A 20416-nucleotide genomic window follows, 5' to 3' on the forward strand; every position below is an offset into this window, starting at 1 on the left:
GATAATAAGACATTGGGGCAATGCTTGATTTCATTGCCCCAATTCTCTATTCAATTGTATTTAGGAGGAAAAACTATGAAAAAGTACATTGCAGAGTTCATTGGGACGTTTGTTTTGGTCGTGTTTGCTTGTGGAACGGCGGCTGTCTCGGGGCCCAAAGTCTTGAATGGCATGTTCATGCCAGCTTATTTTGCAACGGCTTTTGCCTTTGGCCTTTCTATTGTGGCAATGGCCTACTCCATTGGTAATGTTTCCGGCTGCCATGTAAATCCCGCAGTATCTCTTGGCGTATTTCTTTCGGGGAGGATGAGTGGACGAGACTTTATTGGATATGTGATTGCTCAGTTTTTAGGGGCTATCATCGGAGCGGCTGTCCTTTTTTCGTTAATTGGTACGACAGGAAACTTGGGCTCTAATGGGCTCTACTTAAATGATGTCGGTGCCTCTCTGACAATAGAAATCATTCTGACTTTTGTCTTTGTTTTAGCGGTGTTGGGTGTTACTTCAAAAGCAGAAAATAATGTGGTTGCTGGATTGGTCATCGGGCTATCTTTGACGTTAGTCCATTTATTGGGCATTTATTTTACAGGAACTTCAGTAAATCCTGCACGGAGCTTTGGCCCGGCAATCTTGTGTGGAGATCCAGCCGCTTTATCTTGCGTATGGGTGTTCGTCGTAGGCCCGTTCATCGGTGGGGCTTTAGCAGCATATGTATATCATTTTATTTCAGAATAAAAAAGGTATTGCAGGAATTTTGCTGTTTTTGTAATAAACAGTGGGAGTTTATGGATAGGTATATTTATATTCTTCCACTGTTTCTAGGAATATCATTTTATCGGTCTGCACTGCTGGCAGGCTAATCATCAAAAATGGGGAAGAGACATATGGTAGAAGATCATTCAGCCAGTTGTTTGTATGCAATGCTCGTTCTTTTGGTCCTGAATTTGGTTATCAGCATATGGGATAGGCAGGTACAGGATAAAATACTCTATGTGATAAATGCTGTATTAGCGGGAGTAGAAGTTATAACGTATCTCATCCTGAAATCTCTGCCGCTTGGGTGGGGAGCAGACCACCCATACCTAGGCTTCCTTCCCTTTCTATGGCTGGGGTCTGTAATAGGAATCATGTTGATGTCTTATTTTTGTTTATGGGACTTCTTTGACGCACATCGCAAGACATGGTGGGGAAAAACAGGAATGACATTGTTGATTTTAGCACATATTGCCATTATAGCGGTCGGGTTATTCATCTTGTTTGGAGCGCTTTATTCACTGAAATGGGGATAATGGCAGAGAGAACAGGGCAAGCCAATGACAGTTTTTTTGAAAGTCGAAGAGAATCGATCAATTGCTTGAGAGGCTGAAAAAAGGAATCAAATGCTGTGAAATTAAAGTCACTCAATATCGGAGGCCGTTATGACAGAAGAAGAACGAGTGAAAAAATGGAGCCGGGGAATTTCCGAAATGGATGAGCTGTCCATGGAGGAGAAGAAAATGGTCTGCCATCAGGCAGCGATGCAGATGGTTGTTTTATGGGGTGCCCTAGAGCTGATGGTTATAGGTTTCCTCGTATGGGCGGCATTCCAGTATCCGGAAATTATACCTAGTTTCAACCGCATAACCGATCTGGTGAACAGCAACATTGAACATAGCGGAACACGGGCTAAGCGCATAGGAGCTATCATAGTCAGCCTGCCTGCTCTTCTTCCCTTAATCGCAACGGTACTGATTTCCATGATCGGGGTTTTTGCCGGATGCAGAAAGTACTTGGTCAGAAGGGCAGCGGGGAAGCTGTCTCATCAATGGCGCATGGAAACAGATTTGAAAATGACACGGGGGATTGCCTTTGCGGATGTGAAACAGGGAATGGAGCTTTTACCGGATGATAAGATCCAGTATTTGGGTGTATCGCCTGAGAAGGTACCAAAGGAATTATTGAAGAATGTGTATTGGATGTTCAATGAAATAATATATGTTTCGGCAGATACTTTTTCTCATGACGTGGTGGAATACATAGAGGATAATCAAAAGAATTGGCATCCCGGGGAAATGGCTGTCGAGGCGGAGAAAATATATATTATTTTTGAAGCTTTTATTATTGGAAAGGAAGCATTGCTTGCCAATGAATATGTTACGGACATTTCGACGTTAGAGGAAAAATGCAAAATAGATGGATTGTTCCAGACCGATATTGCCGCACTTCTTTTTGCTGATAATGGAGAATACTTTACAAACGAAGAATTATTGATGAAAATCCATAACCAGATAGCTGGGAAAAATTTAGGCAATCATATGTTTTTTGAGGGGTTGGAAAGATGTAACCCGTTAGAGGGGATTTCTTGTTACTGCGTTTTGCTTGGATCATAAGGGAAAATAGATACGGTACAGGCCCGAAGGGCCGGTCTGACTCCTTATCAAGGTCTGGCCTGACGTTTTCCACTAGCCAGTGACCAGGGCAAAAAAAAAGACCGCCGGAGCGGTCTTTTTTTTACAATAGCACATATTTCAGTACGAACAGCACGGCCAGGACGTACATTAGGCCGCTGATCTTGTTCTTGTGTCCGGTGAGGACGTTGAGGATCACGTAGGTGATGACTCCGAAGGAGATCCCTTCCGAAATGCTATAGGCGAAGGGCATGGCGATGATGGCGATATAGGCGGGGATGGCTTCGCTGAGGTCGCTCATGTTGATCTTGGTCACGGAGGAGAACATCAGAAAGCCCACGATGACCAGAGCGGGAGCGGTGGCGAAGGAAGGAATGGCCATGAAGAAGGGGGAGAAGAACAGGGAGAGCAGGAACAGCACGGCCACAGTGATGGCGGTGAGCCCGGTGCGGCCCCCTTCAGAAACCCCGGCTGCACTTTCCACGAAGGTGGTGACGGTACTGGTCCCCAGGAGGGCTCCGGTGCAGGTGGCGCAGGCATCGGCCATCAGGGCTCCTTTGATGTGGGGCAGCTGGCCTTTTTCGTCCAGCATATCGCTTTTGGCGGCGACCCCGATGAGGGTGCCCAGGGTATCAAAGGTATCCACGAACAGGAAGGCGAAGATGACGGCAAAGAAGTTCAGGCTCAGCACATGGGAGAAGTCCAGCTTCAGGAACAGAGGAGCCGGGCTGATGGGGGCAAAGGAAGCCAGACCGCCGGACAGGTTGGGGAATACGCTGAAGGTCCCCAGTTCCGGATTGGGCACGTACAGGCCAGTGGCTTCGCAGATCATGCCCAGAATCCAGGTCCCCAGGATGCCGAAGAGGATGTTCCCCCGGACGTTTTTGATGATCAGGAAGGACGTGAACAGGATCCCCAGCATGGCGATGAGCACGGTGATCCCCACGCTGTGGAAGGTGCCGTCGGCCATAGCCTTGGTGAAGGAATAAAGGGAGACCTTCGTAGCCGGGTTGGCCACGATGATCCGGGAATTCAGCAGTCCGATGAAGGCGATGAAGAGCCCGATCCCTACAGAAATGGCCTGCTTCAGGGTCATGGGGATGGCATTGAAGATGGCTTCCCGGATGGAGGTCAGGGAAAGGATGACGAAGATGATCCCTTCGATGAGGACGGCGGACAGGGCCATTTCCCAGGAATTTCCCATCTGGAGGCAGACGGTGTAGGCAAAGTAGGCGTTGAGCCCCATGCCCGGTGCCAAGGCAAAGGGATAGTTGGCAAAGGCGGCCATGAAGAAGGTACCCAGGGCAGAGGCGATGGCGGTGACGGTGAGCAGGGCCCCTTTATCCATGCCTGTGGCACTGAGGATGGAGGGGTTCACGATCAGGATGTAGGCCATGGTCATGAATGTGGTGATCCCGGCGATGATTTCCGTCCGCATGGTGGTGTGGTTTTCCTTCAAATGGAAGACCTTTTCGCAGAATTGTTCCATGATAAACTTCCTTTCTTTCAGTCTTTTAAAGGATTCTTCTATTATAGCAAAAAAAGGCTGAATCTGTTAGAATATTAGGGAACAAAACGAAAGAATCGAGGAAAAAATGAGAGACCTTTTAGCTTCATTGAATGAACAGCAGGCTGAGGCAGTCCGTCAGATTGCCGGGCCTATTTTAATTTTAGCCGGGGCCGGCAGTGGCAAGACCAAGGCCCTGACCACCAAGATTGCCTATCTCCTGGAAAAAGGGGTGAAACCCTGGAACATCCTGGCCATCACTTTCACCAACAAGGCGGCCAAGGAAATGCGCCAGCGGGTGGATGCCCTGGTGGGCCCGTCCGCCAAGGATGTATGGCTGTACACTTTCCACGGGTTCTGCAACCAGCTGCTGCGCCGGGAAATCGGCCATCTGCCCGGGTATACCACGGCTTTTTCTATCTATGACCCTTCCGACTGCAAGAATGTGCTGAAGGAAGCCCTGAAGAAGCTGAACCTGGACGAGAAGTTCTATCCTCTGCCCGGTCTCCTGACCACCATTTCCAATGCCAAGAATGCCCAGGTGGATGCGGCGGAATTTGCCCGGCAGGCCGATGACTTCCATGCCCGGAAGGTGGCGGAAATCTATGGGGAATACCAGAAACACTTGGTCCAGAGCAATGCGGTGGATTTCGACGATCTGCTGCTGCTGACGGTGAAGCTGCTCCAGACGGTGCCGGAAGTGCGGGAAAAATACCAGAATAAATTCCATTATGTGCTCATCGACGAATACCAGGACACCAACCATGTCCAGTATCTCCTGGCCAAGCTCCTTTCTGCGCCGGAAAACAACCTGTGTGCCGTGGGGGATATCGACCAGAGCATCTATGGCTGGCGGGGTGCGGATATCAGCAACATCCTGGATTTCGAAAAGGATTATCCCCAAGCCCGGATCTATAAACTGGAACAGAACTACCGGTCCACCCAGGTGATCTTGGATGCGGCCAATGAGGTGATCAAGCACAATGCGGCCCGCCGGCCCAAGAACCTGTGGACGGAAAACGGCAACGGCCAGCCCATTGCTTATTACCAGGCCCGGGATGACCGGGAAGAAGCAGAATTCGTGGTGGGACAGATCCGGAAGCTCCAGCAGGAAGGCACGAAGCTGGGGGATATGGCCATCCTGTACCGGACCAATGCCCAGAGCCGGATGTTCGAAGAGAACCTGATCAACAACGGCATCCCTTATGTGATGGTGGGGAGCTTGAAATTCTACGACCGGAAAGAAGTGAAGGATACCCTGAGCTACCTCCGGTTCCTGGCCAATGAACGGGATATCCAGGGGCTGGAACGGATCATCAACGAACCCAAGCGGGGCATCGGGGCAGCCACCGTTGCCAAGGTGCGGGGACTCCTGGAAGAAAGCGGCATGCCCTTGCCGGAAGTGCTCCGGACCGTCCAGGCCCAGGAAGTGCTGGGCCGTTCCCTGGGGAAGATCCAGGCCTTCAGCCAGATGATGGAAGAACTGGCTCGGGTGAAGGACACCCTGCCGGTGAAGGACCTGATGGAACAGGTGCTGGAAAAGACCGGCTATCTGGAAGCCCTGCGGCTGGAAGGTTCGGACCAATCCAAGAGCCGGCTGGACAACCTGAACGAATTCCTCCGGATCGCCGATGAATTTGCCAAGGACCCGGGAGAGGAGAACAACAAGACCCTGGAAGATTTCCTGAACCATGTTGCCCTGGTAGCGGACATCGACGACGCCAAGCTGACCCAGGATTCTGTCACCCTCATGACCCTCCATTCTGCCAAAGGACTGGAATTCCCGGTGGTGTTCATCGGAGGCATGGAGGACGGGCTGTTCCCCAGCCAGCGGAGCCTGGAGGACGAGGACAAGCTGGAAGAGGAGCGGCGGCTGTGCTATGTGGGGATCACCCGGGCCAAGAAACGGCTGTACCTGACCAGCTGCCGGAACCGGATGGTCTACGGCCATGTGGTCATGTATCCGCCTTCTCGGTTCTTGGAAGAGATTCCCCGGAACTTGATCGAAAATGTGGCGGTGCGCCGGAGCACCTATGGGGGCTATGGGGGATACCGAGGCCAGAACCCGGCGGCTGCACCCCATGCCAGCCTGCGGAACATTGCCCGGAAGCGGGGGGGCAGCATCTTGGATACTCCATCTCCCCAAAGCCGGTTTGTGCCGGAAGGGGACAGTGTGCCGGAATTCCATCCCGGTGACAAATGCCGGCACAAGAAATTCGGAGTAGGGACCATCATCGAGGCCCGTCCTGACGGCAGTGAGGGGCAGCTGGTGACGGTGGCTTTCCCGGGCAGCGGCATCAAGCAGCTGGCCACCAAGTATAAGATCCTGCAGAAAATCTGAGGGGGTAAGGCCATGAGTGAAATGACGAAAGAGGCGGCGGCAGCCCGGATCGATGAGCTGCGGGCCGTCATGAAGAAAAATTCCTATCTGTATTATGTCCAGGACAATCCCCTGATCACCGATGCGGAATACGATGCCATGATGCGGGAGCTGAAGGAGCTGGAAGCCCAGTATCCGGAACTGGTGACACCGGATTCTCCCAGCCAGCATGTGGGGGGCTATGCCAAGCCGGGCTTTACGGAAGTGAAGCATATGACGCCTCTTTTGAGCCTGGCCAACGCCTTTTCTCCGGAAGAGATGGAAGAATTCGACCGGCGGGTCCATGAAGGGCTGCCGGCGGGCACCAAAGTCCAGTATGTGGTGGAGCCCAAGATCGATGGACTGGCCTGCAGCATCATCTATGAGAACGGCCGGTTCGTTCGGGCGGCTACCCGAGGTGATGGGGTGGTGGGAGAAAATGTCACGGAAAACGTCCGGACCATCGCCAACATCCCCAAAGTCCTGAAGCCCATTCCCGGCATGGAGATCCCGGAGCTTTTGGATGTGCGGGGGGAAGTATACATGCCCAGGCAGGCCTTTGTGAAGCTCAATGAAGAACGGCAGGAAGCCGGGGAACAGGAATTCGCCAACTGCCGGAATGCAGCGGCGGGCTCTCTGCGGCAGTTGGATCCCCGGGTGACGGCCAAACGGTCCCTGGCTTTCTTTGCCTACGGCATCGGGGTGGGGGCCGGGAACCTGCCCACCCACAATGCGTCCATGGATATGCTCCAGCAATACGGTTTCACGACCACAGAAGGCCGGGCCCTGGTGGATACCATCCAGGAGGCCAATGAGCTGATCAAGAAGCACGGGGAACGCCGGGCTCTCCTGGGGTATGATACGGACGGCGTGGTGGTGAAGGTGAATGACGTGTGGCAGCAGGATATACTGGGGGCCACCGGCAAGGATCCCCGCTGGGCTATGGCCTATAAATTCCCTCCGGAACAGGCGGAGACCCTCTTGGAAGACATCGTGATCCAGGTGGGGCGGACAGGGGTACTGACACCCACGGCGGTGCTCCAGCCGGTGCGTCTTTCTGGGAGCACCATCAGCCGGGCCACCCTCCACAATGAGGACTTCATCCGGGAGAAGGATATCCGGATCGGGGATCATGTGATCATCAACAAAGCCGCGGAAATCATCCCGGAAGTGCTCCGGGTGGTGCCGGAAAAAAGGACCGGGGAGGAAAAGGTATTCCACATGCCGGAAACCTGTCCGGAATGCGGCTGGAAGGTGGAACGGAAGGAAGGGGAGGCGGCCTGGCGCTGTACCAATCCCCACTGCCCGGCCCTGGGACGGGAAGGGTTGATCCATTTCACCAGCCGGGATGCCATGAACATCGACGGCTGCGGACCCAGTGTGCTGGCCCAGCTGACGGCGGCAGGGCTGGTGAAGGATCCGGGAGATCTGTACCTTTTGACCCGGGAGCAGGTCCAGCAGCTGGACAGGATGGGCCCAAAAAGTGCGGACAATCTGATCAATGCCATTGAGGGCAGCAAGAGCCAGAGTCTGGATAAGCTGCTCTTTGCCTTGGGGATCCGCCATGTAGGGGCCAAGGTGGCCCGGACTTTGGCGCTGAAATACGGGACTATGGACAAGCTCATGGCGGCCAAACAGGAAGAATTGGCCCAGATCCCGGATATCGGGCCGGTGATCGCGGAAAGCGTGGTCACCTGGTTCGGAGAACCCATGAACCAGGCTTATGTGGAACGGCTGAAGGAATTGGGGCTCAACATGGAAATGACAGCCGGCCAGGCCCAGGATGAGAACCATCCCTTCTACGGGAAGACCATGGTGTTCACCGGCACCCTGCCTACCTTGGACCGGGCTACGGCCCAGACCATGGCCCAGGATGTAGGGGCCAAAGTCACCAGCAGCGTCAGCAAAAAGACCGACTACGTAGTGGCCGGCGCCGACCCAGGGAGCAAGTACACCAAGGCACAGAGCCTGGGTGTGACGATCCTGGATGAAGCGGAGTTCCTGCGGCTGTTGGGGAGATGAAAAATAGAGGTGTTGTATAAGAATGTGCAACACCTTTTTTTTTATAGGTCACTGCTGAAAATATACCAAATTTGGTATGTATAATGCATAATAATGGCATTGGACGTATAAACTCTATGGCGCTATACTGGTCCATATGGAAAAGAAAAAGGCTTTGTTATACATGTTGGCTGCTGCTCTGCTTTTTTGTTTTACAGAAATCAGCCTGAAAAAATTAAATGGGTCGATCAACAGTATTGAAGTGAATTTCAGCCGGTACTTGCTGGCGGGGATACTGCTTTTGCCTGCCGGGATAAAGGAGCGGAAAAGGCGCAGGGTCCGGCTGGGCAGAAGACACATCCAGTGGTTTTTCTTGTTGGGGTTCATTGGCATTGCCTTGGTGGGGCCTTTGTATCAGCTGGCCACCGTTTATCTGGATGCAGGTGTGACCGGTGTGATTTTTTCCATCAACCCCATATGCATCGGAATCTTGGCTGCATTTTTGCTGAAAGAACCGATTTCTTCTCAGCAGGCTGTGGGATTTGGACTAGCATTTGCCGCAATCTTGGTAATCGTAGATCCTTTCCATGTGAGCATGGATCCCATAGGTCTTTTCTTACTGGGGCTGACTGTCCTTTTTTACAGCCTGTATGCAGTGCTTGGCAAGAAAATGACTGATGAACTGGGAAGTGCTGATATGACGGCAGGCAGCTTCATCTGTGGCGGTTTGCAGTTGTTCCTGTTTGCTGCTGCCAGCCACGTGCCGTTGCTCAGTGACTTTGCACGACAGGCGGGGTTTCCCGGATTTGCGGATATTCCGTTGTTTTCCGGATATACCCTGAAGAATCTGCCATGGGTCCTTATCCTGTATGTGGGAGTGACTCTGGGCGCGTATTATTTCTGGTTCCAGGCCATGGAATATGGCAGTGTGGCCATTGGAGGCATGACATATTTCATCAAACCAGTACTGACACCGTTTTTTGCGCTTCTTGTTTTGGGAGAAGGAATCAGCGGAAGGATGATGACCGGCATCCTGCTCATGCTGGCGGGGGCGGCAATCAGTCTTGGCAGGAAACAGACAGGCAGGACAGGGACAGAATCGATTGAGGATGGAGGGAAAAAATCTTGATGGATCTGCAGAATATGAAAGTGTTCCTGAAAATAGCGGAGTATGAAAATCTCAGCAGAGCTTCTGATGAACTGCATATAGCCCAACCCCATCTTACGAGACAACTGAAAGCTATGGAAAAAGATATGGGAGTCTCCCTGTTTACCCGGGAAAAGAAACGGCTCCATATTACTCGGGAAGGTGTGTATCTGGTCCATCAGTGCAGGGAAATGTTGAGCCTGGAAGAAGAAACGAGGAACAGGCTCCTGGAAATGAGCCAGGGGACGGCAGGACGGATTTATCTGGGGGCCATCGAAACTGCAGGAACGGTATTCTTGCCAGATTGGATCGAAGGATTCCAGAAACGGTATCCCTTAGTCCGTTACTATATATGGACAGCAAATTCAGAAGATGTGGTAGAGCGGCTTCGACATCATCTGATCGATCTTGCTTTGATCCGTACGAAATTCGATAAGGAACAGTATGAAGGGATGCCCATTGGACAAGAACGGTGGATTGCTCTGATTTCTCGGGATCATCCTCTTGCCCGAAAAAAAGAGAAACTCTCTTTGGAAGAACTGAGCCAGGAGTCTCTGATCATACCCACCACACGGTCTCGGGAAATTCGAGATTGGTTTGGAGATGCTGGTTTGTCCGCTAATATTTTCTGCGAGTTTTCCCCTTTGATGAATGCTTTGGTCATGGTGGAGCGGAATCTTGGGATTGCTATCCTTCCGGAATCTGCCATTGTGCATTTCAAGATGCATCCGGTGGTTATCAGGCAGCTGCAGAAGGAAGTCGTGACGGAGGTATCCCTTATCTGGCGAAAAGATAATACCTTATCGGGTGCGGAGCAGAAATTCGTGGAATATGTACGGGAAGTGAAGGCGAACGATGAAAATAAGATTTCTGAAACAAACAATTGACACCCATGTCCATACTATACCTGATGGAGCACCGAGAAAAATGACGGATCTGGCATTGGCTATGGAAGCGGTGAAAGCAGGCATGGCTGGATTTGTCACCAAATGCCATCAGGGAGATACCAGCGCACGGGCAGCCGTAGTGGAAGAAGCCATGGGACTCTTATATCCTGGAAAGGATTTTCGGGTGTGGGGCGGTGTGGTCTTGAACCATGGAGCTGGTGGACTGAATCCTTCCGCAGTCTATGCATCCGGAAAGATGGGGGGGGCGGTTTGTCTGGTTCCCTACTGTTGATGCGGAAAATGATGCACTGTATAAGAAAAAACACGCGTCACAGCAAGGTCTGGGGAACGCCAATGAACAGCCCATCAGAAAAAACAAAATAAGGATTCTCGATGAGCAGGGAGTCCTTATTCCGGAAGTGAAAGAGATTCTGCAGCAAGTGAAAGCTTTCAATATGGTCCTGGCCACGGGGCATATTGCTGTTCAGGAAAGTCTGGCTCTGGTGCGGGCAGCTGCGGCTATGGGAATCCAGAAGATACTGGTCAACCATGTGAGTCTGCCCATTACCAACGCCTCCCTGGCACTCCAGAAAGAATACATAGACAACGGTGCCATGGTGGAGCATTGTTATTACACGCCTATGGCTGGGCTGTGTTCCTGGGAAGAAATTGCAGAGAGCATACGGACACTTGGGCCGGAGCATGTAATCCTTTCTACTGATTTGGGACAGCCGGCTAATGGTTCTCCCGTAGAGGGAATGGAAAAGTTTGCAGAACAGCTTCATTCTTTGGGCATTCTGGAAGAGGAACTCTATCAGATGATGGCAGTCAATCCTGAAAGATTGCTTTATTGAATGTGTATATCGAATCTATAGGGTGAGGCAGGCCTGATTTCAGACTAAAAAAAGCTGCTGCATCTGCAACAGCTCTTTTCGGAGTGATGAAAAAAGACTGCCCGCGAGGGGCAGTCTTTTTGTTATTTGTCGGCGACTTCTACTTTGCCGGTGAACAGTTCTTTGGTGCAGCTCCGGACTACGTTGATGGCCAGGAACATCAGGCACAGGGCAACCACCAGCTGGAGACCTTCCACCATGGGGAAGAAAACGCCAGCCATGGCTTTCTTGTAGATGCCGTAGATGGACAGGCACAGGGCACTCATGGTCACCAGGAACATGAAGGTCATGGGGATGTAGAGCATCCAGCTCTTCCGGCCGGTGACTTTCAGGAATACGGCCAGGGCAACCAGTACCAGAGCACTCAGCAGCTGGTTGGCAGCACCGAACAGCGGCCAGATGTTCATGTAACCGCCCAGGCACAGCAGGTAGCTGGGAATCAAGGTAACGATAGTGGCAACGTAGGTGTTGCTCAGGAATTTAGCAGCAGCACCCTGTTCTTTCCCTTCTTCCGGAGCCAGGATTTCCTGGAGCATCATCCGGCCGATACGGGTCACCGCATCGATGGTGGTCATGGCCAGAGCAGATACGCACATGGTCACGATGCAGGTGCTGTAATATTTGGGAATACCAAACATGGTGAAGTAGCCGCCGATGGCACTGCCGAAGATGGCGAACGGAGTGGCTTTGGGCAGCTGGCCGTTCACAGCTACGGAGCAGGCGATAACCAGGGAAACCACACCCAGGGTGGATTCAATCAGCATGGAGCCGTAACCTACGGGCAGCATGTCTTTTTCGTTAGAAATGGTCTTGGAGGAAGTACCGGAAGAAACCAGAGAATGGAACCCGGATACAGCCCCGCAGGCGATGGTGACGAACAGGATGGGGAACATGGGCTTGCCGGCTACTTCGAAGGAAGTGAAGGCAGGCATATTGATGGAAGGATTTCCGACGATGATGCCCAGCACGCCGGCCAGGATCATCCCCAGCAGCAGGAATACGGACAGATAGTCACGAGGCTGGATCAGCAGCCACATGGGCATGATGGAAGCAGCGAAGCAGTAAGCGTAGGTCACATACAGCCAGGTGGTACGGGAAGCATACATGGGGTAAGCGATTCCCAGGCTGACCATGGCAATCATGCAGATGATGCCCAGGATCAATTCTTTGGCACCGGTGATGTTGAACCGGCGGGTCACGATCCCGAATACCACAGCCACAGCGATGTAGATCATGGAGATGGAAGCGGCAGAAGCGTTGGGCCCCATCATTTCACCGGTCTTGGAGAAGCCGTTGAAGGTGCTGGCCATGATATCAGAGAAAGCGGCGATGACCAGCAGGGAGAACAGCCAGCCGAACATCAGGAACATCTTGCAGCCGGTACGGCCTACATACTGTTCGATCAGGGCACCCATGCCCTTGCCGTCGTTCTTCACGGAAGCATACAGGGCAGTGAAATCCTGGACGGCACCGAAGAATACGCCGCCGACCAAAATCCATAAGAATGCAGGAACCCAACCGAACATGGCGGCGATAATCGGGCCGGTTACAGGGCCGGCACCCGTAATGGAAGAAAACTGATGGGCAAATACCGTGAAGCGGGAAGCGGGAGCAAAGTCCTTGTCATCCCGGAAGCGATAGGCAGGAGTCTTCGCATCCGGTTCAATTCCCCAGGTCTTGACCAGCCAGCGTCCATAAAACATGTACGCACAGATAAAGATTACAATTGAAAGACACACAAGCGTTAATCCGTTCATCTTCATCACTCCTTTGAAAAAAATCGGCACTTCTGTTCGCAAGTGCCGCCATCAAATCGGATGCTTGTTGATAGTTACGTAATTTACCACTTGTTCACGCTCTTGTCAACATTTTTTTGTATACTTCATACATTATTTTTTCAAAGTGTTATCGTACTAAAGACAGGTGCCCGAATTTACAGAGAATTAGTCCATTCTCAAAATACCATATAGAGGAAGTTCCAAGGATTTGTCTTTTCGGAATGGAATAATGTCTGGTAGGATAGGAGCGGGTGTTTCCCATAAAACCATTTGAAGGAAAGCGGAAAAAAGGGAAAATCCTTCTGCGGGAAGAAAAGGTGTGTCATTTAAAACAAAAAAAGATGCTTTTTCGGGCTGAAAAAGAAAAATGAAAAGAAAGGTTGCATTTCTGGAAACATCGTGCTAGGCTATGAACCATCAATTCCACAGGAAAAATGCTACGAAGAGAAGGAGTAGGCTCCGGAATCCCTTCAGAGAGCGCCCGGCTGGTGTGAGGGTGCAGGGAAGAAGAAGCTGAACTGGTCTCAGAGCAGCTGCCTGAAAGCCTGGTTCCAGGAAGTAGGGCACGCCGGAAGCCTGACCGTTAGCAGACAGGAGGATATCGGCCGTTGGCCCGTATCTGTACAAGCGCATGCAGCTTCGGATGCATGAACAAGAGTGGTACCGCGAAATTTCCTTTCGTCTCTTAGGAGACGGAAGGATTTTTTTATGATCAAATTTCAGGAGGGGTAAGAATGGTTCAAATTGGATCACTGGCATTATTGTTCTTTGTTATTTTCTTAGGGATGATCACCAAGAAAAATGTGGGGATCATCGGTTTCTTGGCGGCTTATGTCTACGGCACCTTTGTCACCGGGATGAAGGCCAAGGAGATTTACGCGGGCGGGTTCCCCACCACGGTGTTTTTCCTGATCATGGCTTCCACCTTCCTGTTCGGCATTGCCAATCATAATGGGACGTCCACGGTCCTGGCCAAGAATGTCTCTTTTCTTTCCCGAGGGAACAATAAATTGATTCCCTGGATGTTCTTTGCAGCAGCAGCCATCCTGGCAGGAGTGGGCGGCTCCATGCTGATTTTGGTGGTGATCATGCCCATTGCTTACAGTACCTGCCTGAGCCGGCAGCTGGATGTGACCATGACTTCCATCATCGTACTGGCCGGCGGGATGATCGGCGGTCTTTCTCCCATTACTTTGAATGGAATCGTGGCCAATACCCTGGCCATCCAGAATGGGGTGGACAACTACATGCCCATTTGGGGAGCTTATTCTCTGTCCATTTTTGCCATGGCCTTCATCGCTTATCTGGTGTTCCAGGGCTGGAAAGTCCCCAATACGGAACCGGATAAGGATTTCACCCCTTTTAACCGGGCCCAGATCGTAACAGTGATTTCCATTGTCCTGGTGTGTGTGGCTACTATTTTCTTCAAACAGAATATCGGCCTGCTCTGCCTGGCTTTTGCTGCAGTCCTGATCCTGCTGGGGTATTGTGATCAGAAAGTAGCCATCGCCGCCATTCCCTGGGGGACGCTGATCCTGATCACCGGCATGAGCATGCTGCTCCATGTGGTGGATAAATCCGGCGGGATCACCTATCTGACTTCTATGCTGGCGAAAGTCATCACGCCGGCTACGGCCCAGCCCATCATGATCCTTCTGGGCGGCCTCATGGGTGCAGTGGCCAGCGGCACCGGCGTGGTGATGCCCACCTTGATCCCTCTGGCAGCGAAACTGGCGGCTTCCAATCCGGCCCTGGACGCTACGGCTTTGATGCTGGGGGTCATCGTAGGGACCAATGGAGTGGTGCTGAGTCCCTTTTCCACGGTGGGGGCCCTGGCCTGCGGCTGTGCACCGGAAGGGGTGGATGTGAACAAGCTATACAAGAACCTGCTCCTCACCGCCATCCTCTTCAGCCTCTCCGCTTTTGCGGTGTCCTATCTGGGAATCTATAATATGTTGTTTTTGTAAAGAAAGTAAGGGGCTGTTGCATGCGCAACAGCCCCTTATTCATAATGATTCAAGATATTCCGGACTCTTTCTTTCTTCGATTTGGGGATCTTCCACTGGTAATTCCTGTAGTTGTTCTCTCTGTGGTCGGTGGAGTAATCGGCGTAATCGAAATCCACATCCCGTTCATAGCTCCGATTGTAGTCTCCGTGCCCGTCATCCAGGTAAAAAAACGTCTGCATCTTGCTCCTTCTTTCTCAAAAGCTTCCTAATATATGGAAAGCAATAAATAAATCAGAATAAGGCCCATAAGAAAAGTTTACATTTCAGCGGATTTCCTTCTTTTACTAGTAATTTTATCACAAACCGTGTACAATGAATACATAAGAAATGAAAACACTGCGTCAGTGGATTCAGATAGGGGAGTGGAAAGCCATGAAAATCGTAACTTTTGCGTACGATGACGATGTCCAGGTAGGGATCATTTCCGAAGACGGAAAAAGTGTCATCCCTGCCAACAAATTTGAAAACATGTATGACCTGATCCAGCATGCTGGTTTTGAAGAACTGCTGGGTATTGCCCGGGTGGCTATGGGAGCGGTCCCCCTGGAACAGGTGAAGATCCTGGCTCCCCTGACCCGTCCCCGGAACGACATCATCTGCCTGGGGATCAACTACAAATCCCATGACGAAGAACTGCCGGATGAATACGTACCGGAAAAAATCGTCCAGCGTCAGGTTCCGGTGTACTTCTCCAAGCGGGTGGACCGGGCTGTGGATCCCGATGGGATCATCGACGGCCATTTCAATGTGGTGAAGGAACTGGACTACGAATGCGAACTGGCCGTGATCATCGGCAAAGAAGCCAAGAATGTGGAAGAAAAAGACGCCGGAGATTATGTGTTCGGCTATACCATCATCAATGATGTGACGGCCCGTGATGTACAGGTGGCCCATAAACAGTGGTATTTCGGGAAGAGCTTGGATACCTTTGCTCCCATGGGGCCCTGCATCGTGACGGCGGATGAATTCGATTTCCCGCCGGCCCTCCATCTGACCTGCCGGGTCAACGGAGAACTGCGTCAGGACAGCAATACGAAACTCCTGGTCCATGGGATCCCCTACATCATCAGCGAACTGTCCAAAGGGATGACCCTTCGGGCCGGCACCATCATTGCTACTGGTACGCCTGCCGGCACCGGTATCGGCATGAACCCGCCCCAGTTCCTGAAGAGCGGCGATGTGGTGGAATGTTCCATCGAAGGGATCGGGACCCTGCGGAATAGGGTAAAGTGAGGAAAAGAAGTTTTGGCCGCGCGTCGCGACGAGGGTGTGGATTTTTCCACACCCCTTTTCATTTCTCCCTCACCGGCTGCATCCGGTAATCTTTGTCAGTGATCCGGCCTTCGGTGAGGAGCTGGTACAGGTTCTGGGCCCGGAGGTCCAGTTCCAGCTGCTGGCGGAAGGCCGGGGTGGGGGCCTGGGCCAGGGTGTTCTTCCGGAGCGCGGTGAGAAGGGGCAGCCGGGCGGTTTCCTTCATGGCTCGGAGCAGCTGCCGGCCGGTTTCCGTAAAGCCCAGCACCCGCAGATAGGAAGGAGGCTGGGCCGCGGCTTCCCGGAAGGAGAGTTCCGGGCTGGAAAGGAGCAGCTGCCAGAGGATCCGCCGGAGCCGGGAGGGCGGATAGCGCCGGGTGCTGCAGGCTTTTACTAGGGCGGCAAAGGAGCTGGCCCGGCGGTGTTTCCAGATCCGGTCTTCCAGACCTTCGGATACTTGGGCCCAGCTGGCCAGGAGGCTGGGGGACGCTTTTTCCAAGGCTGCGGCAAGGAAGAAATCGAGAGGTTTTTCTGTATCCGGCAGGCCTGTATCTCCATACCAGGCCTGGCATAGGGGACGGAGAGGTGCCGGGAGGCCTTCCAGAAAGCTGGCTGTACAGCCTCGGGTGCAGATTTCCTGCCGGAGAGCGGAAGCACTGGGGAATGGGGCTCTTTTAAGCTGGCTTTCCCCGTAGGCCTGGCCTTCCCGGTGGATGGGAAGGGGCCGGATCTCCGGATGGGAATGGAGGGCTTTCAGATATTCTAGGGCTAAGAGATTGTTGGAGCCGGTGAACAGCCCTCGGTAGGCCGGGTTTCGGGCGGCGGCCAGGCTGGCTGCCGCATTGGCATAAGAGCTGCCGTCGGCCAGGGCTTTTTGCCAGTCGTCCGGAGCGAAGGTTTCCTGGGAGAGGGACAGGAGCAGTGCAGGGTCCTCCGTTTCACAGCCGAAGGAGAGATGGGTCACAAGGCCGGCAGCAGCCAATGTTTCCACCCCGAAAGAGGCAAAGCCTTGGGCACTCTGGAGGCTGCCGGTGACGGGCAGTTCCAGTACCAGGTCCACGCCTCCCAGCAGGGCCAGACGGGTCCTTTGCCATTTGGCCCACAAAGGCAGCTGCCCCCGCTGGGTCAGGCTGCCGCTCATGACGGCTATGACGGGCGCCGGGCCCAGCTGTTTCCGGGCTTTGGCCAATTGGCGGGCATGGCCCCGGTGGAAGGGATTGTATTCGGCTACCAGGCCGATGACAGCAGAAAATTCCATGGGCTCACTCCAAATTTTTATTTTACAAATCCGTAAAACTTTGCTACCATATATTAGTATTATAGCATAAGCATAATACTGGTTTAAAATCAGTAGTCGATCAGGAGGCAATGTAATGAAGATTTTTGTTGTAAACTGCGGCAGCTCTTCCATCAAATATCAGCTGATTGATATGAAGGATGAATCTGTCATCGCAAAAGGTCTGGTAGAACGTATCGGCATCGAAGGGTCCGTTCTGACTCATACTCCGGCTGGGAAGGACAAAGTAAGACTGGAAAGCGCCATCCCCGACCATGTTGACGGCATCAAGAAGGTCCTGGCTGCGCTGGTTGATCCCAACCATGGGGTCATCAAATCCATGGATGAAATCGATGCTGTGGGCCACCGGGTGGTGCATGGCGGCGAAATCTTCAACGAATCCGTTGTGATCACTGATGAAGTGCTGAAGCAGATCGAAGACCTCAGCGACATGGCTCCTCTCCATCAGCCTGCCAACGTGGCCGGGATCCGTGCCTGCCAGAAGCTGATGCCCAACACTCCGCAGGTTGCCGTATTCGATACTGCTTTCCATCAGACCATGCCTCCTGTGGCATATATGTTCGGCGTGAAATATGAAGAATACAAGGACTATGGCATCCGGAAATACGGCTTCCATGGGACTTCCCACAAATATGTATCCGGTGTGGCTGCCAAAATGCTGGGCAAAGACATCAAAGATACCAAGATCATCACCTGCCATCTGGGCAACGGTTCCAGCATCACCGCCATCGACGGGGGCAAATCCGTGGATACTTCCATGGGCTTCACTCCTCTGGACGGCGTGCTGATGGGTACCCGTACCGGTTCCATCGACCCGGCTGTGGTTCCCGTGCTGATGCAGAAGAAGGGCCTGGATGCTGCCGGTGTTGACAAGTACATGAACAAGGAATGCGGCGTCCTGGGCGTTTCCGGCGTTTCCAGCGACTTCCGGGATCTGGAAGATGCGGCCGCCAAAGGCAATGAAAGAGCCAAACTGGCCTTGGATATGTTCTGCTATCAGGTGAAACGCTACATCGGTGCTTATGCAGCTGCTATGGGCGGCGTAGATGCCATCGTATTCACCGCCGGTGTAGGCGAAAACGATATCCATACCCGTCAGCAGGTCTGCTCCGGACTGGAATTCCTGGGCGTGAAACTGGACGCTGACCGGAACAATGTCCGCGGTAAAGCCACCGAAATCAGCGCTGCTGATTCCAAGGTGAAGGTGTTCCTGATCCCCACCAACGAAGAACTGGCCATTGCCCAGGATACCCTGAGACTGTGCAAATAAGATGATTGGGGCTTTTGCTTGACAAAGACCGCTTTCGTCGATATAATGTAACGGTTGATAATATGATCAAAATCAATGTAGCAGAAATCAAAAAAAGACTTGTAGGGTCAGAATCTTTCCAGTACGATCTAGCCCCGGCCCAGCTGAACCTGTCGCCGGAGGATGCGGATCTGGAAGGGCATATCCTGGTGGAAGGGGAACTTTCCAACGGGGGAGATGTGATCCTTCTCACGGCCGCAGAACAGTTCGTCTGCCATGGCACCTGCGCCCGCTGCCTGAAAGATGTGCGGCTGGAGCTGACGGCCAGGGTGGAAGAACGGTACTATCCGGAAGGCACAGAAGGACTGGAAGAGGATGCCTTTACCTATCAGTTCGACATGGTTGATGTTACGGATGCTTTGAGGGAGTCCCTGCTGCTGGCCATCCCGGCCAGAGTCCTGTGCAAACCGGACTGCAAGGGGATCTGTCCTGTCTGTGGAGCGGACCGCAATGTGACGGAATGCCACTGCGATACCCATTCCATAGACCCCAGGCTGGAGGCTCTTAAGGCGTTGTTAGAGAAATAGGTTGAGTTTAGGAGGTGTAATACAATGGCAGTACCAAAGAGAAAAATGTCTAAGGCCCGTCGGGATTCCCGCCGCGCCAATTGGAAACTGGCTGCTCCTGGCTTGGTTGAATGCCCTCAATGCCACGAGCTGAAGCGCCCTCACCATGTATGCCCTGAATGCGGTTATTACGATGGTAAGGAAGTCGTGAAAGAAGACGAAGAATAAGGGAAACGGGCAACCGGGAACCTTAAAAAAGAACGCTGTCCCTGCGGGGACGGCGTTCTTTTTTTATGACCCTTCCTAAAACCGGGAAACTGGCTTATAATGATAGAATAGCAACGATTAAATAATTGTGAGGGGAGCAGCCAGTTATGAAATTTTTCATTGATACAGCGAACCTGGACGAGATTCGGGAAACCGAAGCCATGGGCATCATCAGCGGTGTCACCACCAACCCTTCGCTGATCGCCAAGGAAGGCCGGGATTACGAAGAGACGCTGCGGGAAATCGCCCAGATCGTGGACGGCCCCATTTCCGGGGAAGTGAAGGCCAGCACCACCCTGGCCCGGGACATGGTGATGGAAGGCAGAGTCATCGCCCAGATCCATCCCAATATGGTGGTGAAGATCCCTATGACCAAAGAGGGACTGCAGGCGGTGAAGATCCTCTCTTCTGAAGGGATCAAGACCAACGTGACCCTTGTGTTCTCCGCTACCCAGGCCATCTTGGCTGCCCGTGCGGGAGCCACCTATGTTTCTCCTTTCCTGGGCCGGCTGGATGACATTTCCACCGACGGCACCCGGCTGATCAAGGAAGTGATGGAAATCTTCCGGCTGTATCCGGACATCACTACTAAGGTGATCTGTGCGTCTATCCGCCATCCTATGCATGTGGTGGAATGTGCCAAGGTGGGGGCTGACATCGCCACGGTGCCGTACAAGGTCCTGATGCAGATGGTCCAGCATCCCCTGACCCTGACGGGGATCGAGAAATTCTGCCAGGATTTTGAAGCGGTGTTCGGCCGCTGAAGTATGAAATTGCTGTAAAATCTGTAACAGATATCCCTGCACGTCTTGTATTTT

19 protein-coding genes and 1 other annotated feature are annotated in these 20416 nt (G+C 52.6%); of the genes, 15 read left to right on the plus strand and 4 right to left on the minus strand.

Going from position 1 to position 20416, the window contains the following annotated elements:
• Window positions 1–75 precede the first annotated feature (75 nt).
• From BQ2657_RS06390 to BQ2657_RS06400, 3 genes are all read left to right on the plus strand, one after another.
• A complete protein-coding gene (locus BQ2657_RS06390) occupies window positions 76–735 on the plus strand; it encodes an MIP/aquaporin family protein (RefSeq protein WP_075579884.1) in 660 nt (219 codons plus the stop codon).
• Window positions 736–884: 149 nt separating this feature from the next.
• Window positions 885–1289, plus strand: a complete 405-nt coding sequence (locus tag BQ2657_RS06395) for a hypothetical protein (RefSeq protein WP_075579885.1) — start codon at window positions 885–887, stop codon at window positions 1287–1289.
• 129 nt (window positions 1290–1418) lie between these two features.
• Window positions 1419–2369, plus strand: a complete 951-nt coding sequence (locus tag BQ2657_RS06400) for a hypothetical protein (RefSeq protein ID WP_075579886.1) — start codon at window positions 1419–1421, stop codon at window positions 2367–2369.
• A 121-nt stretch (window positions 2370–2490) separates the two neighbouring features.
• Here BQ2657_RS06400 and BQ2657_RS06405 read toward each other — a convergent pair whose 3' ends face one another.
• Window positions 2491–3876, minus strand: a complete 1386-nt coding sequence (locus BQ2657_RS06405) for an NCS2 family permease (RefSeq protein ID WP_075579887.1) — start codon at window positions 3874–3876, stop codon at window positions 2491–2493.
• Between the two features lie 106 nt (window positions 3877–3982).
• On the opposite strand from BQ2657_RS06405, the gene pcrA reads away from it, so the two are divergent.
• The 6 genes from pcrA to BQ2657_RS06435 all read left to right on the plus strand — a co-directional run bounded on the left by pcrA (window position 3983) and on the right by BQ2657_RS06435 (window position 11142).
• A complete protein-coding gene (gene pcrA, locus BQ2657_RS06410; protein ID WP_075579888.1) occupies window positions 3983–6235 on the plus strand; it encodes a DNA helicase PcrA in 2253 nt (750 codons plus the stop codon).
• A 12-nt stretch (window positions 6236–6247) separates the two neighbouring features.
• Window positions 6248–8275: an NAD-dependent DNA ligase LigA gene (gene ligA / locus BQ2657_RS06415; RefSeq protein WP_075579889.1), complete on the plus strand. Its 2028-nt coding sequence runs from the start codon at window positions 6248–6250 to the stop codon at window positions 8273–8275.
• Window positions 8276–8411: 136 nt separating this feature from the next.
• Entirely contained in the window at window positions 8412–9383 is a 972-nt protein-coding gene (locus BQ2657_RS06420) for a DMT family transporter (RefSeq protein ID WP_075579890.1), read from the plus strand.
• A 14-nt stretch (window positions 9384–9397) separates the two neighbouring features.
• Complete coding sequence (locus BQ2657_RS06425; protein ID WP_232709095.1) at window positions 9398–10288, plus strand: LysR family transcriptional regulator; 891 nt, start codon at window positions 9398–9400, stop codon at window positions 10286–10288.
• Window positions 10289–10328: 40 nt separating this feature from the next.
• Window positions 10329–10580, plus strand: coding sequence for a DUF6282 family protein (locus tag BQ2657_RS06430; protein ID WP_075579892.1), 252 nt, complete (start codon window positions 10329–10331; stop codon window positions 10578–10580).
• A complete protein-coding gene (locus tag BQ2657_RS06435) occupies window positions 10531–11142 on the plus strand; it encodes a DUF6282 family protein (protein ID WP_143224847.1) in 612 nt (203 codons plus the stop codon). Before BQ2657_RS06430 ends, BQ2657_RS06435 begins: the two co-directional genes overlap by 50 nt.
• A 122-nt stretch (window positions 11143–11264) precedes the next feature.
• Here the strand turns inward: BQ2657_RS06435 and BQ2657_RS06440 are convergent, their stop codons facing one another.
• Window positions 11265–12938, minus strand: a complete 1674-nt coding sequence (locus BQ2657_RS06440) for a carbon starvation CstA family protein (protein ID WP_075579894.1) — start codon at window positions 12936–12938, stop codon at window positions 11265–11267.
• 451 nt (window positions 12939–13389) lie between these two features.
• Window positions 13390–13648: a binding site (T-box leader), on the plus strand.
• Between the two features lie 45 nt (window positions 13649–13693).
• On the opposite strand from BQ2657_RS06440, the gene BQ2657_RS06445 reads away from it, so the two are divergent.
• Window positions 13694–14926, plus strand: coding sequence for an SLC13 family permease (locus BQ2657_RS06445; RefSeq protein ID WP_075579895.1), 1233 nt, complete (start codon window positions 13694–13696; stop codon window positions 14924–14926).
• 35 nt (window positions 14927–14961) lie between these two features.
• Here BQ2657_RS06445 and BQ2657_RS06450 read toward each other — a convergent pair whose 3' ends face one another.
• Window positions 14962–15147, minus strand: coding sequence for a hypothetical protein (locus BQ2657_RS06450; protein ID WP_075579896.1), 186 nt, complete (start codon window positions 15145–15147; stop codon window positions 14962–14964).
• A gap of 193 nt (window positions 15148–15340) precedes the next feature.
• Between BQ2657_RS06450 and BQ2657_RS06455 the strand changes: the two genes are divergently transcribed.
• Window positions 15341–16201 carry a fumarylacetoacetate hydrolase family protein gene (locus BQ2657_RS06455; RefSeq protein ID WP_075579897.1) on the plus strand — a complete coding sequence of 287 codons (861 nt, stop codon included), beginning with the start codon at window positions 15341–15343 and terminating at the stop codon, window positions 16199–16201.
• A 58-nt stretch (window positions 16202–16259) separates the two neighbouring features.
• Here the strand turns inward: BQ2657_RS06455 and BQ2657_RS06460 are convergent, their stop codons facing one another.
• Window positions 16260–17477 carry a tRNA(Met) cytidine acetate ligase gene (locus BQ2657_RS06460; RefSeq protein ID WP_075579898.1) on the minus strand — a complete coding sequence of 406 codons (1218 nt, stop codon included), beginning with the start codon at window positions 17475–17477 and terminating at the stop codon, window positions 16260–16262.
• 115 nt (window positions 17478–17592) lie between these two features.
• Between BQ2657_RS06460 and BQ2657_RS06465 the strand changes: the two genes are divergently transcribed.
• The 4 genes from BQ2657_RS06465 to fsa all read left to right on the plus strand — a co-directional run bounded on the left by BQ2657_RS06465 (window position 17593) and on the right by fsa (window position 20362).
• Window positions 17593–18786: an acetate/propionate family kinase gene (locus BQ2657_RS06465; protein ID WP_075579899.1), complete on the plus strand. Its 1194-nt coding sequence runs from the start codon at window positions 17593–17595 to the stop codon at window positions 18784–18786.
• A 62-nt stretch (window positions 18787–18848) separates the two neighbouring features.
• Window positions 18849–19352 (plus strand): YceD family protein, encoded by a 504-nt coding sequence (locus BQ2657_RS06470; RefSeq protein WP_075579900.1) that lies wholly within the window; start codon window positions 18849–18851, stop codon window positions 19350–19352.
• A gap of 24 nt (window positions 19353–19376) precedes the next feature.
• Window positions 19377–19559, plus strand: coding sequence for a 50S ribosomal protein L32 (gene rpmF, locus BQ2657_RS06475; protein ID WP_075579901.1), 183 nt, complete (start codon window positions 19377–19379; stop codon window positions 19557–19559).
• Window positions 19560–19705: 146 nt separating this feature from the next.
• Window positions 19706–20362: a fructose-6-phosphate aldolase gene (gene fsa / locus BQ2657_RS06480; RefSeq protein WP_075579902.1), complete on the plus strand. Its 657-nt coding sequence runs from the start codon at window positions 19706–19708 to the stop codon at window positions 20360–20362.
• The last annotated feature ends 54 nt before the right edge of the window (window positions 20363–20416 follow it).

Origin of the sequence: Acidaminococcus massiliensis (genome assembly GCF_900095825.1) — a bacterium.
Classification (GTDB): Bacteria; Bacillota; Negativicutes; order Acidaminococcales; family Acidaminococcaceae; genus Acidaminococcus; species Acidaminococcus massiliensis.